The 12123-nt window shown below is 57.3% G+C and carries 13 protein-coding genes; 10 read left to right on the top strand and 3 right to left on the bottom strand.

The genetic code is table 11. The features are described from left to right. Window positions 1–58 precede the first annotated feature (58 nt). The 4 genes from hflX to ACTG2T_RS05350 all read left to right on the top strand — a co-directional run bounded on the left by hflX (window position 59) and on the right by ACTG2T_RS05350 (window position 3770). Entirely contained in the window at window positions 59–1345 is a 1287-nt protein-coding gene (hflX, locus tag ACTG2T_RS05365) for a ribosome rescue GTPase HflX (protein WP_005339043.1), read from the top strand. A 91-nt stretch (window positions 1346–1436) separates the two neighbouring features. After that, on the top strand, window positions 1437–2588 hold the full coding sequence (gene hflK / locus ACTG2T_RS05360; protein WP_005341060.1) for an FtsH protease activity modulator HflK: 1152 nt from the start codon (window positions 1437–1439) through the stop codon (window positions 2586–2588). Between the two features lie 3 nt (window positions 2589–2591). Beyond that, window positions 2592–3476 (top strand): protease modulator HflC, encoded by an 885-nt coding sequence (gene hflC / locus ACTG2T_RS05355; protein ID WP_005339038.1) that lies wholly within the window; start codon window positions 2592–2594, stop codon window positions 3474–3476. Window positions 3477–3581: 105 nt separating this feature from the next. Next, a complete protein-coding gene (locus ACTG2T_RS05350; protein ID WP_058059476.1) occupies window positions 3582–3770 on the top strand; it encodes a DUF2065 domain-containing protein in 189 nt (62 codons plus the stop codon). 81 nt (window positions 3771–3851) lie between these two features. Here the strand turns inward: ACTG2T_RS05350 and ispB are convergent, their stop codons facing one another. Then, window positions 3852–4823, bottom strand: a complete 972-nt coding sequence (gene ispB / locus ACTG2T_RS05345; protein ID WP_330125496.1) for an octaprenyl diphosphate synthase — start codon at window positions 4821–4823, stop codon at window positions 3852–3854. A 242-nt stretch (window positions 4824–5065) separates the two neighbouring features. On the opposite strand from ispB, the gene rplU reads away from it, so the two are divergent. The 4 genes from rplU (at window position 5066) to ACTG2T_RS05325 (ending at window position 8792) form a co-directional block, all read left to right on the top strand. Then, window positions 5066–5377, top strand: a complete 312-nt coding sequence (rplU, locus tag ACTG2T_RS05340; RefSeq protein ID WP_005304210.1) for a 50S ribosomal protein L21 — start codon at window positions 5066–5068, stop codon at window positions 5375–5377. Window positions 5378–5394: 17 nt separating this feature from the next. After that, entirely contained in the window at window positions 5395–5652 is a 258-nt protein-coding gene (gene rpmA / locus ACTG2T_RS05335; protein WP_005339028.1) for a 50S ribosomal protein L27, read from the top strand. A 200-nt stretch (window positions 5653–5852) separates the two neighbouring features. Further along, window positions 5853–7055, top strand: coding sequence for an Obg family GTPase CgtA (gene cgtA / locus ACTG2T_RS05330; protein ID WP_005339026.1), 1203 nt, complete (start codon window positions 5853–5855; stop codon window positions 7053–7055). A gap of 366 nt (window positions 7056–7421) precedes the next feature. Continuing rightward, entirely contained in the window at window positions 7422–8792 is a 1371-nt protein-coding gene (locus tag ACTG2T_RS05325; protein WP_005339025.1) for a YjiH family protein, read from the top strand. A gap of 84 nt (window positions 8793–8876) precedes the next feature. Here the strand turns inward: ACTG2T_RS05325 and ACTG2T_RS05320 are convergent, their stop codons facing one another. Then, window positions 8877–9215: a hypothetical protein gene (locus ACTG2T_RS05320; RefSeq protein ID WP_108542556.1), complete on the bottom strand. Its 339-nt coding sequence runs from the start codon at window positions 9213–9215 to the stop codon at window positions 8877–8879. 304 nt (window positions 9216–9519) lie between these two features. Here ACTG2T_RS05320 and ACTG2T_RS05315 point away from each other — a divergent pair, with 304 nt between their 5' ends. Beyond that, complete coding sequence (locus tag ACTG2T_RS05315; protein WP_330125495.1) at window positions 9520–10509, top strand: luciferase-like monooxygenase; 990 nt, start codon at window positions 9520–9522, stop codon at window positions 10507–10509. 172 nt (window positions 10510–10681) lie between these two features. After that, window positions 10682–11182 carry a 2TM domain-containing protein gene (locus tag ACTG2T_RS05310; protein ID WP_021231934.1) on the top strand — a complete coding sequence of 167 codons (501 nt, stop codon included), beginning with the start codon at window positions 10682–10684 and terminating at the stop codon, window positions 11180–11182. 119 nt (window positions 11183–11301) lie between these two features. Here the strand turns inward: ACTG2T_RS05310 and ACTG2T_RS05305 are convergent, their stop codons facing one another. Next, on the bottom strand, window positions 11302–12123 hold the full coding sequence (locus ACTG2T_RS05305) for a symmetrical bis(5'-nucleosyl)-tetraphosphatase (protein WP_330125494.1): 822 nt from the start codon (window positions 12121–12123) through the stop codon (window positions 11302–11304).

The raw sequence follows: 12123 nt of genomic DNA, 5'->3' as shown, positions 1-12123 counted from the left end.
CTGGGCGAGTCGACTCGCCAACTCAGATTCATCATGATTCCTGTTAAGGAGCAAGCGCTTGTTTGACCGTTATGAAGCTGGCGAACAGGCCGTTCTGGTGCATGTCAACTTCAGTGATGAGGGTGAGCGGGAGGATCTGGAAGAGCTCAAGATGTTGGTGAGCTCGGCCGGAGTCAATGCGCTGGGGGTAATTACCACCAGTCGCAGTGCGCCCAGTGCCAAATTTTTTGTCGGCAGTGGCAAGGCTGAAGAGATCGCGTCCCAAGTCCAGATGCTGGATGCCGACGTGGTGATCTTCAACCATGCCCTGACCCCTGCCCAGGAGCGCAACCTGGAGCGTCTGTTCCAGTGCCGGGTGGTGGATCGAACCGGCCTGATCCTCGATATCTTTGCCCAGCGCGCCCGTACCCACGAAGGTAAACTGCAGGTCGAACTGGCCCAGTTGCGCCATCTTTCCACTCGTCTGGTGCGAGGCTGGACCCACCTTGAGCGTCAAAAGGGCGGGATCGGTCTGCGTGGCCCGGGTGAAACTCAGCTTGAAACTGACCGACGTCTGCTGCGGGAACGCATCAAGGCGATTTTGCGTCGGCTCGACAAGGTGGCCAAGCAGCGGGAGCAGGGACGCCGCGCCCGCAACCGCAACGAAGTGCCGACGGTGTCACTGGTTGGTTATACCAACGCCGGAAAGTCCACTTTGTTCAACCAACTTACAGCTGCCAGCGTGTATGCTGCCGACCAATTGTTCGCAACTCTGGATCCCACCCTGCGTAAACTGGTGATCCGAGATGTGGGTGATGTGATTTTGGCGGATACAGTTGGATTTATTCGACACTTGCCCCATGATCTGGTCGCGGCCTTCAAGGCGACCCTGCAGGAGACCCGTGAAGCGGATCTGCTGCTGCATGTGGTGGACTGTGCCGATGAGCAGATGCAGGAGAATATCGACTCCGTGCAGCAGGTATTGGCCGAGATTGAAGCCGATGACAGGCCCCAGCTGATGATCTGCAACAAGATCGACAAGCTGGCGGATCGTCCGGCAGGTCTGGAGCGAGATGACGAGGGGCGCCCGTTGCGCGTCTGGTTGTCGGCCCAGACCGGTGAAGGTTGTGAGCATCTGTTTACGGCGCTGACCGAATTGCTGGCTGGCTCCATGGTGCATCACACCCTGCAGTTGCCTCCTTCTGCCGCGAGATTGCGCAGTGCGCTCTATCAGCTGAAAGGGATTGAGCAGGAAGGTTTTAGCGAGGAGGGGGATTTCGTGCTGGAAGTCCGCTTGCAAGTGGCCGACTGGAACCGCCTCGTGAAACAGGAAGGTGAGAGTTTACAACGCTTTATCAGGCATTGATTCGTTGATGAAGGTGAACCCTTAGGGGCTTCTCAACGTATGATGGCCCGATAGAGATGATATCCATCCGCATGTATTAATGGAGACGCTGATGGCTTGGAATGAGCCTGGTAACAACGGCAAAGACCGTGACCCTTGGGGGAATAACGGCAAGAATCAGGGACCCCCTGATCTGGATGAAATGCTGCGCAAAGTGAGTCGCCGTTTCGGTGGCTTGTTTGGTGGCGGCAAATCTGGCGGCGATGTAGGTCGCTTTGGTATCTCCATCGCGCTGGTTGTGGCTGTGGTGGTGTGGGTCGTCAGCGGCTTCTACACCATTCGCGAAGCGGAGCGTGGTGCCGTGCTGCGGTTTGGCAAGTTTTCCCATATTGTCGAGCCGGGCCTGCGCTGGAAGCCGACCTTTATCGATCAGGTGATCCCGGTGGACGTCGAGTCCGTGCGCTCCCTGCCTGCCTCCGGTTTCATGCTGACTCAGGATGAGAACGTGGTACGGGTCGAGATGGACGTGCAGTACCGTGTGGTCAATCCCGAGCAGTATCTGTTCAGCGTGACCAATGCCGACGAGAGTCTGGGTCAGGCCACCGATAGCGCCCTGCGCTACGTGGTGGGTCATACCCGGATGGATGACGTCCTGACTACCGGTCGTGAGAAGGTGCGTCAGGAGACCTGGCAGGTGATCGATGGCATCATCGAGCCCTACCAGATGGGTCTGCAGATCGTCGACGTCAACTTCTTGCCGGCGCGTCCGCCGGAAGAGGTGAAAGACGCCTTTGATGACGCCATCTCCGCTCAGGAAGATGAACAGCGCTTCATTCGTGAAGCAGAAGCCTATGCCCGTGAAGTGGAGCCCAAGGCCCGTGGTCAGGTGAAGCGTCTGGAGCAGGAAGCGGAAGCTTACAAATCCCAGATCGTGTTGAAAGCCCAGGGTGAAGTTGCTCGCTTCAACGAGCTGCTGCCCCAGTATCTGGCTGCCCCCGAGCTGACCCGTGAGCGTATCTATCTGGAAACCATGGAAGAGCTCTATCAGCAGGCCAACAAGGTGGTGGTCGACATGCCGGCTGGCAACAACAGCATGATCTACCTGCCGCTCGACAAGCTGTCTGGCAAGCCGAAGGTAACCCAGTCTGATCGTGCCACTGCCGCCCCGGTCACAGAGCAGGTCCCCGTTTCCAACGAGGGTGCCAACTCTACCCCGACAATGCCGCTGCGTAGCGGTGACCGCTTCAGCTCAGGGAGAAACTGATAGATGAAAAAGCTAGCTATTGGTGCAATCGCTGTCGCGGCCATGGTCTGCTTCTCCTCTGTCTTTATCGTTGATGAAGGTCAGAAGGGGATTGTGGTGCAGTTTGGCAAGGTGAAGCGGGTTGACTCCGGTGAACCCCGCCTCTATGAGCCGGGCCTGCACTTCAAGGTGCCGCTCATCGACCAGGTTCGCAAGATGGATGCCCGCATCCAGACCATTGACAGCCAGGCCGACCGTTTTGTCACCTCCGAGAAGAAAGACCTGATCATCGACTCCTACGTGAAGTGGAAGATCGAGGACTTCTCCAAGTACTACCTGGCAACCGGTGGTGGCAACAAGCTGCAGGCTGAAGACCTGCTCAAGCGCAAGATCAACAACGGTCTGCGTTCCGAGATTGGTAACCGCACCATCAAGGACATCGTCTCCGGTGAGCGCAGTACCGTAATGGAAGATGCCCTGAAGAAGATGGCGCGCTCCTCCGAGCTCGGTATCAAGGTGGTGGATGTGCGGATCAAGCAGATCAACCTGCCGGTGGAAGTCTCCAACTCCATCTACCAACGGATGCGTGCCGAACGTACCGCTGTCGCCCGTGAGCACCGCTCTCAGGGTCGCGAGAAGGCTGAAATCCTGCGTGCCGATATCGACCGCAAGGTGACCGTCATGATCGCCGACGCCGAGAGTAACGCTCGCCAGCTGCGCGGTGAAGGGGATGCGGAAGCTGCCAAGATCTATGCCGACAGCTACAAGAAAGACCCTGAGTTTTTCAGCTTCGTGCGTAGCATGGAGGCCTATCGCAAGAGCTTCGCCGGTGGCAACGACCTGATGGTGTTGAAGCCGGACAGCGAGTTCTTCCGTTACCTCAAGTCTCCTCACGGCACCAAGCAGTAATCGCCACGAGGTCACATTCAAAGGGTCTGCATTGTCAGACCCTTTTGTTTTTGGTGCCAATGCCAGCCGTCGACCCAGGGGGCTGGTTGCATTGAAGGAGGTCGGATGCTGACATCCATGCTGATGGGGTTGGGATTGCTGCTGTTGTTCGAGGGGCTAGGCCCGTTGTTGATGCCCAAGGCATGGCAGCAGATGTTACGGTTGCTGAGCGATCAGCCACCGGAGCAGTTGCGCCGTATCGGCGGCTCGCTAGTGGTTGCGGGTAGCGTGATCCTCTGGATGCTGAGTCGCTGAGTCTGGCGCAATGCACAGTTCAGCAGATAGCAGACAATAAAAAAGAGGCCAACGGCCTCTTTTTTCATGCATGTCGTTTACTCAGGCACTGCGCTGCACGGCCATGTGGGCCAGTGTTTCCAGCGCGTGCTTGTGCGGGGAGTCCGGCAGGATGGCGAGGGCGGCAATGGCCTTGTCGGCCTCTTCCCGGGCCCGCATGCGGGAGTACTCCAGCGCGCCGGTACGGTCGAGAATCCCGAGGATCTGCTCAAGATGTTCCATACCGTTGCGGTGCTCGATGGCATCGCGCATCAGCTGGCGCTCTTCCGGCGTGCCCACTTCCATGGCGCGCAGCAGCGGCAGGGTCGGTTTGCCTTCGGCCAAATCGTCGCCGACGTTCTTGCCCATCTCTTCGCTCTGGGAGCAGTAGTCCATCACGTCATCAATGATCTGGAACGCGGTGCCCAGATACTTGCCGTAATCGGTCATGGCCTGTTCGACGGGCTCGGGCTGATGGGTCAGCACGGCGGCGAGTCGGGTAGCGGCCTCGAACAGCTTGGCGGTCTTGCAGTAGATGACCGTCATGTAGCTCTCTTCGGTGGTATCCGGATCGTTGCAGTTCATCAGCTGCAAAACTTCCCCTTCGGCGATGGTGTTGGTGGCATCCGAGAGGATCTCCATCACCCGCAGGTTGGAGAGTTCGGCCATCATCTGAAAGGAGCGGCTATAAAGGTAGTCACCGACCAGCACGCTGGCGGCATTGCCAAACATGGCGTTGGCGGTCTCTCGGCCACGGCGCAGGTCGGATTCGTCGACCACGTCGTCATGCAGCAGGGTAGAGGTGTGAATGAATTCGATGATGGCGGCCAGTTTCAGGTGATCCTCACCCTCATAGCCGAGCGCACGCGCAGCCATCACGGTCAGCATGGGGCGCATCCGTTTCCCGCCGGCGCTGACAATGTAGAAACCCAGCTGATTAATCAGACTAACGTCGGACTGGAGTCGGGCCAGGATCAGTTCATTGACCGCCGTCATGTCGGCGGCACAGAGCGCACGGATAGTCTGTTGGTCCATAAGTCTCGTAACGTGACAGCAGCAATAACTGCGATTTTAGTAATGGCAGGGATTCTACACGATTTCACAATGGGTTACAGTTAGGCGTTTATCCACGGCGGCAGATATGCGCACAAAATAAACTTTTTGCTAAATTGGCCTTGCCTGAGCAGATCGATTTGCGTAGAATGCCCGCCCATTGTTATAGGTTTTTGCGCATGTCTAGCCTTGAGCAAAAGACATGCCTTTACGGAGTTAATCAAATGTACGCGGTATTCCAAAGCGGCGGAAAACAACACCGTGTGGCCGAAGGTCAAATCGTTCGTCTGGAAAAGCTGAACGTTGAGACTGGCGCTACCATCGACTTCAACGAAGTTCTGATGGTTGCTGCAGGCGACACTTTTAAAGTAGGTGCTCCTTTCGTTGAAGGTGGCAAGGTTGTAGCTGAAGTTGTGGCTCACGGCCGTGGCGAGAAAGTGACTATCGTCAAGTTCCGTCGTCGTAAGCACCATCGTAAGCAAGCGGGCCACCGTCAGTGGTTCACTGAAGTCAAAATCACTGGCATCAGCGCTTAATTAGAGGAGTCCGATAAATGGCACACAAAAAAGCTGGCGGTTCATCCCGCAACGGTCGCGATTCTGAAGCTAAACGCCTGGGCGTGAAGCGTTTCGGCGGCGAAACAGTTCTGGCTGGCAGCATCATCGTTCGTCAACGTGGTACCAAATTCCACGCTGGCACCAACGTTGGTCTGGGCAAGGATCACACCCTGTTCGCTACCGCGACTGGTAAAATCCTGTTCGAAGTTAAAGGTCCGCTGAATCGTAAGTACGTTAGCATCGTTGCTGAGTAATTACGGACCGCAAGGATCCGAAGCCCCGCCAACAGGCGGGGCTTTTGTTTTTCTGACGTCTTTCTGATGTCGTTGACGAAAAAACGGAACGCAGCTGACTTTGGCTCTGACGGGCATGATTGGCAAGATGCGTATCGCCCGCAGGGGTCTGTACCACTATAATTGCGTATCGGTTTTTCGAATTAAGGTGACGGTTACCTATGAAGTTTGTTGATGAAGTCCAGATTCGAGTCGATGCCGGTGACGGTGGTAACGGTTGTGTAAGCTTTCGCCGTGAAAAATATATTCCCAACGGTGGTCCGGACGGCGGTGACGGCGGTGATGGTGGCGACGTATATCTGATCGCCGACGAGAACCTCAATACCCTGATCGACTACCGTTTCGAGCGTTTCCATGCTGCCGAGCGCGGTGAGAATGGCCAGAGCGCCAACTGTACCGGTCGCCGCGGCAAGGACAAGATCCTGCGTGTGCCTGTCGGTACCCGGGCGACCGATGAGGATACCGGTGAATTGCTGGGGGATCTGACCCACCACGAGCAGAAGCTGCTGGTTGCCAAAGGTGGTTTCCACGGTCTGGGCAACACCCGCTTCAAGAGCTCCGTCAACCGTGCTCCCCGCCAGAAGAGTAATGGTACTCCGGGTGAAGTGCGTACCCTGAAGCTGGAACTGCTGCTGCTGGCCGATGTCGGCATGCTGGGTCTGCCCAACGCAGGCAAGTCTACCTTTATTCGCGCCGTTTCTGCGGCTCGCCCGAAAGTGGCTGATTACCCCTTCACTACCCTGGTACCGAACCTGGGTGTGGTGCGTGGTGAAAACTCCCGCTCCTTCGTGATCGCCGATATCCCTGGTCTGATCGAAGGTGCTGCCGAAGGCGCAGGTCTGGGTATCCGCTTCCTGAAACACCTCGAGCGTTGCCGCGTGCTGATCCACCTGGTGGATATCTGCCCGGTTGATGGCTCCGATCCTGCTGAAAATGCCGTGACCATCGTCAAGGAGCTGGAGAAGTACAGCCCGGAACTGGCTGGCAAGCCGCGCTGGTTGGTGTTTAACAAGATGGATCTGATCCTGGAAGAAGAAGCCCAGGAGGTGATGGATCGCGTCAAGGCGGCCCTGAACCACGAAGGTCCGGTCTATGCCATCACTGCCATCAGCAAGGAAGGCACCAAGAAGGTCTGCTACGACATTCTGGATCTGCTGGATACCATGCCCCGTCAGCTGGCGGAAGATGCCAAAGACGCCATCGAGAAGGTGGAGTTTAAGTGGGACGACTACCACAAGAACCAGCTGGCCAAGGCTGAAGCGGAAGCACTGGCTGCCTCTCTTGCCTTCGATGAAGGGCTTGATGATGACGATTGGGATGACGACGAAGATGATGGCGTTGAAGTCATCTACGTCCGTGACTGATCCCCGTCACTCTCATTGAAAACCGGAGCCTGAACAGGCTCCGGTTTTTTTATGTCTATCGAGCAGCAACTCATTAGGTATATTTGTGATGTCACTTATTGCCTGCTACTGATAACCGATTATACTGCCCACCAAAATTAACAATAACGAAACAATCATCTGGCGATGTCGATTGAATCGATATGCGCCGCTGTATCTTATTGTTTTAATGGAAGGTTTACCTGTGGAAATATTTATGCGCAGATTTCTGCCTTAAGGGCTTGTTTGTGCATTTTTTTGGAGTATTCTTGCGCCCGTTTTGCCGGTTAATGCATGAATACGCAGGTTGGCCGGGCTAGGGAAAAGTAACATTAGGGCAGTCATATCATGTTGGAAAAGAGTCTCGAAGCACCTGCGGTCAATACTCGCCGTAATTTGTTGATGTTTCTGGTTCCGTCACTTATCGGGATCCTGCTGTTCATGACGCCGGTCGTCTATGACGGTAACGTCACCATCCCGGTGGCCGTGCTGGCCAAGCTGGTACAGCGCGTTTTTGCCGATTATCTGGTCGCCATGGTCAGTGCGGTGATCACCACCACCATGCTGATGACGGTGATTGCCTGGCTGTTCAAGCCAGCGATTCTGGTGCGTCGTCCTTTCCTCAACAGTTTGTTCAATGTCTCCCCTTTCTGGGCCTGCGTGCGGGTATTGGGCGGTATCTTCGTGCTGCTGACCTTCTTCCAGGTGGGGCCAGAGGTGCTTTACTCCGGCGCAACCGGTGGACTGGTGCTCAACGATCTGCTGCCGGTACTGTTCTCGGTCTTCATTTTTGCCGGCCTGCTGCTGCCGTTGCTGCTCGATTTCGGGCTGCTGGAATTTGTCGGCACCATGATGACCCGCATCATGCGTCCGGTGTTCCGGTTGCCGGGTCGTTCGGCTGTGGACTGCTTTGCCTCCTGGCTTGGCGATGGCAGCGTCGGTATCCTGCTGACCAGCAAGCAGTACGAAGGGAAGTTCTATACCCAGCGTGAAGCCGCGGTGATTGGCACCACTTTCTCTGCTGTCTCCATCACCTTCTGTCTGGTGGTGATCTCCCAGGTGAAGCTGGAACACATGTTTGTCCCCTTCTACCTGACCGTCTGTCTGGCGGGGGTGGTTGCCGCCATCGTGGTGCCGCGTTTGCCGCCACTTTGCTGGAAGAAGGACATCTATGCCGATGGCACTCCCCTGTGCCGCAAGCAGGAAGCAGTGCCGCACCAGCACAGCGTAATGAGCTATGGTTTCGAGCGTGCGCTGACCAAGGCTGACAGCATGACTGATCTCGGCGCCGTCGCACGGGAAGGGGTGAAGAATGCACTGGATATGGTATTTGGTGTGCTGCCGGTGGTGATGGCGATAGGTACCTGTGCCCTGATGCTGGCGGAACATACCCCTATCTTCAACTGGCTCGGCGCTCCGTTCGTCCCCTTGCTGGAGCTGCTGCAACTGCCGGAGGCGGAAGCGGCTTCCAAGACCATCATGGTCGGTTTTGCCGACATGTTCATTCCGGCGGTGCTGGCCTCGACCATCGAGAGTGACATGACCCGCTTCGTGATTGCCGCCATGTCGGTAACCCAGCTGATCTATATGTCGGAAGTGGGCGCCCTGCTGCTGGGCAGCAAGATCCCGGTCAAGCTGTGGGAGCTGTTCGTTATCTTCCTGCTGCGCACTCTGGTTACCTTGCCGGTTATTGCCGGGGTGGCACACCTGCTGTTCTAAGGGCGCAGCGCAGTGAAAAACGGTCAACCTCGGTTGACCGTTTTCTTTTTCGCAGTAACGGGAGAGAGTACCCCATCGGTTGGTTTAGCCTGTAGTGACGGGACACTGGATGGTCAGCGAGTGGATTGTGTTGGCGATGCGATAGGGCTTGGCTGCCTTGTAGACCTTCTTCTCGTCGTCATAGCTTCCCCCCAGATACTGGGTGCTGTAGAGCGTCTGCTGACGACGGTCGGTCTCCTTGTAACCTTGTGGGCAGGTCTGGTTGGCCTGCTGGAAGCAGGCTTTCATGCTGCTGCACTCGATGTAGAAGCCGCGTTGGCTGGTATCGGCAAGGTGCACAGGGGTGACGGTAGGGGCGGGGGGAGACAACAGGGCGCAACCGGAGAGCGTCAGCGCGCCCAGCAGAATGAGATGTTTTGACATAGATAACCTGAACAGTGTGGTGTGACAAAGAGTGAGGGGGAGTCTATTGCTCCCCCTTCGCTATAGGGGCACCGTTATAACCAGCCGGGGGCGCTCAGGCCAGCCCGCAAATGTAAGAAAATATGATCCACCCTCGGGCATGCGCGGCCAGCAGGATGAGCGTTCAAACAATACTTGCCTGAGATTTGTTCCGTTCGATTGCTGCGCTTGGCAGGCAGAGTGTGGCAGGAGATAGTGATTCATTCAGGTATCCCGTGCTACATTGCCCCACTTGTTACTGGTCTGTAAATCAATGGAGTGACCCATGTCTGCCATCCCCTATTCCGTGCTCGATCTGGTGCCTGTTGCCGAGGGTTCCGTGCCTGCCGAGTCATTTCGCCGTTCGCGGGATCTTGCCCGCCATGCCGAGGGTTGGGGTTACCAGCGCTACTGGCTGGCCGAGCATCACAACATGCCGGGCATTGCCAGTGCCGCCACCTCGGTGCTGATCGGTCATCTGGCCGAGGCCACCACCACTTTGCGGATCGGCGCGGGTGGCATCATGCTGCCGAACCACTCGCCGCTGGTGATTGCCGAACAGTTTGGCACTTTGGCTTCTCTCTATCCCGACCGCATCGATTTGGGCCTTGGTCGCGCCCCCGGGACCGATCAGCGCACCATGCGGGCGCTGCGACGTATGCGCAGCGGTGAGGTGGATGATTTCCCAGCCGATGTGCGTGAGCTGATGAGTTATTTTGGCGACGAGATCGGCGCGGTGCAGGCGGTGCCCGGCCAGGGGCTGCATCTGCCCATCTGGCTGCTGGGTTCCAGCCTTTACAGCGCGCAACTGGCGGCGGCGATGGGTTTGCCGTTCGGGTTTGCCTCCCATTTTGCGCCCGCCATGTTGCTGCAGGCGCTGGAGATCTATCGTAGCCAGTATCGCCCCTCTGCTCGCTGGCCCAAGCCCCATGCGGTGGTCTGCATCAACATGATCGCCGCCGACAGCGAGCAGGAGGCCCGCTTCCAGTTCACTACCGTGCAGCAGCAGTTCTTGCGCCTTCATCGCGGTGATGCGGGCAAGCTGCCCGCGCCGGTCGTCCAGCTTGGCGACGAGTGGGCACCCCGTGAGCTGATGGCGATGGAGCAGACCCTTGCGCGCTCTCTGGTGGGTGACCCTGAACAGGTTCGTCATGGCCTCAAGGCGCTGCTGGCGGAAACCCGTGCCGATGAGCTGATGTTCAATGGCCCCATCGTCGATCATCAGGCCCGACTGCGCACCTTTGAAATTGCCGCCGAGCTGATGCAGAGCCTGTGATTACACATCCGGGCACATCTGCATGTGTGCCAGAGCTTGGCCTTATATCTCTTTATGTTTATTCAACTAATTGATTTAAAAGAGTTGTCAGGTTGATGTCGGCCATCTGTCGTGTCACCTTTCGCGGCGCAAGCCCTATGCTGGCCCTGTCAATTACCACAAGGAGTTCGAGATGATCGTCAGGAAGTTGAGATTGCAACGGGGTTGGTCTCAGGATCAGTTGGCAACGTTGACTGGTTTGAGTGTCCGCACTATCCAGCGGATCGAGCAGGGGCAGCAACCCGGACTGGAATCTCTCAAGGCCCTGGCCGCCGTCTTTGAACTCGATGTGGCTCAACTGGATGGATCAGAGCAACAGGAGCGCGAGATGAGAGGAAGTGACACTATGGGTCAGGATGCGGTGCAGGTATCGGCAGAGGAGCGGGCGGCAATGCGCTATGTGGAGGAGCTCAAGGGCTTCTATCACCATGTCGCCAGCTATGTGGTGGTGATCTGCGGGCTGTTTGTCATCAACTACCTGAGCAATCCGGAGTACATCTGGGCCTGGTGGCCAACCCTGGGATGGGGGCTGGGGCTTGCCTCCCATGCTGTTCGGGTGTTTCAGCCCTTCAAGCTGTTTGGCCCTGAGTGGGAGAGGCGCCAGATCGAGAAGCGGCTGGGGCGCAAGTTGTAACTTCATTCGCCGGAAAACAGGGAACCTAAAACAGCAAGCCCGGCAACCTGCCGGGCTTTGTTATTGGTGCAGGTTGTGGCAATCCGTGCGGCAGCGACCGCCCGATTGCAGCGCACTCCCTAGCTGGCGTGAACTGGGCAGGGGGTGGTGATCAGGGCATCATCCTCGTAGCGCCACAGGGTGAGGCTGTTGCCCCAGACGCAGCCGGTATCGAGCGCCTTGATATCGCTCTTGCCGGTGTTGCCCATCAGGGCGGCCCAGTGGCCGAACACCAGAATGGGGTCATCCACGTGGTGTTCGCGCTGTTCGAACCAGGGACGCAGCCCCGGGGTCGACTCCTTGGGCCCCTTCTTGCATTTGAAGTCGAGTCGGCCATCGAAATAGCAGAAGCGCATCCGGGTGAAGGTGTTGATGATGTAGCGGTAGCGGTCGATCCCGACCAGATCATCTTTCCAGCCATCGGGCAGGTCGCCATACATGTTGTGCAGCAGCCAGCTGTATTGGTCTCCGCGCAGCAGGCTCTCTACCTCACGGGCACAGTTGCGGGCGGTACGGGCATCCCATGCAGGGGAGATCCCCGCATGCACCATCATGATGGGCAGCTCCGGATGCTCTGCCAGTAGCGGGCGGTGGCGCAGCCACTCCAGCAGTTCATCCCGATCAGGGGCATCCATCAGGCTTTGCAGCTTGTCTTTCTTCTTGAGCGGTGCAACGCCATCGGCGACCGCCAGCAGGTGCAGGTCGTGGTTGCCGAGCACGGTAACTGCACGGTTGCCCAGCCCTTTGACAAAACGCAGGGTATTGAGGGAGTCCGGGCCGCGGGCGACCAGATCGCCGCAGAGCCAGAGCACGTCTTGGTCGGGATCGAACGCGGCAAGATCCAGCAGACGGCGCAAGTCGTCGTAACAGCCCTGGATGTCACCGACAAAACAGTTCGCCAT

The organism is Aeromonas sp. 75A, assembly GCF_051919425.1.
Classification (GTDB): Bacteria; Pseudomonadota; Gammaproteobacteria; order Enterobacterales; family Aeromonadaceae; genus Aeromonas; species Aeromonas veronii.
The sequence above is the reverse complement of the archived record's forward strand: the minus strand, read 5'-3'. Positions and strand labels throughout refer to the sequence as shown.

Bases quoted from the DNA above. Each gene is read 5' to 3' on its own strand.
- hflK (WP_005341060.1), top strand. From the start codon at position 1,437: ATGGCTTGGAATGAGCCTGGTAACAACGGCAAAGACCGTGACCCTTGG.
- hflC (WP_005339038.1), top strand. From the start codon at position 2,592: ATGAAAAAGCTAGCTATTGGTGCAATCGCTGTCGCGGCCATGGTCTGC.
- ACTG2T_RS05350 (WP_058059476.1), top strand. From the start codon at position 3,582: ATGCTGACATCCATGCTGATGGGGTTGGGATTGCTGCTGTTGTTCGAG.
- ispB (WP_330125496.1), bottom strand. From the start codon at position 4,823: ATGGACCAACAGACTATCCGTGCGCTCTGTGCCGCCGACATGACGGCG.
- rplU (WP_005304210.1), top strand. From the start codon at position 5,066: ATGTACGCGGTATTCCAAAGCGGCGGAAAACAACACCGTGTGGCCGAA.
- rpmA (WP_005339028.1), top strand. From the start codon at position 5,395: ATGGCACACAAAAAAGCTGGCGGTTCATCCCGCAACGGTCGCGATTCT.
- cgtA (WP_005339026.1), top strand. From the start codon at position 5,853: ATGAAGTTTGTTGATGAAGTCCAGATTCGAGTCGATGCCGGTGACGGT.
- ACTG2T_RS05325 (WP_005339025.1), top strand. From the start codon at position 7,422: ATGTTGGAAAAGAGTCTCGAAGCACCTGCGGTCAATACTCGCCGTAAT.
- ACTG2T_RS05320 (WP_108542556.1), bottom strand. From the start codon at position 9,215: ATGTCAAAACATCTCATTCTGCTGGGCGCGCTGACGCTCTCCGGTTGC.
- ACTG2T_RS05315 (WP_330125495.1), top strand. From the start codon at position 9,520: ATGTCTGCCATCCCCTATTCCGTGCTCGATCTGGTGCCTGTTGCCGAG.
- ACTG2T_RS05310 (WP_021231934.1), top strand. From the start codon at position 10,682: ATGATCGTCAGGAAGTTGAGATTGCAACGGGGTTGGTCTCAGGATCAG.
- ACTG2T_RS05305 (WP_330125494.1), bottom strand. From the start codon at position 12,123: ATGGCGAACTGTTTTGTCGGTGACATCCAGGGCTGTTACGACGACTTG.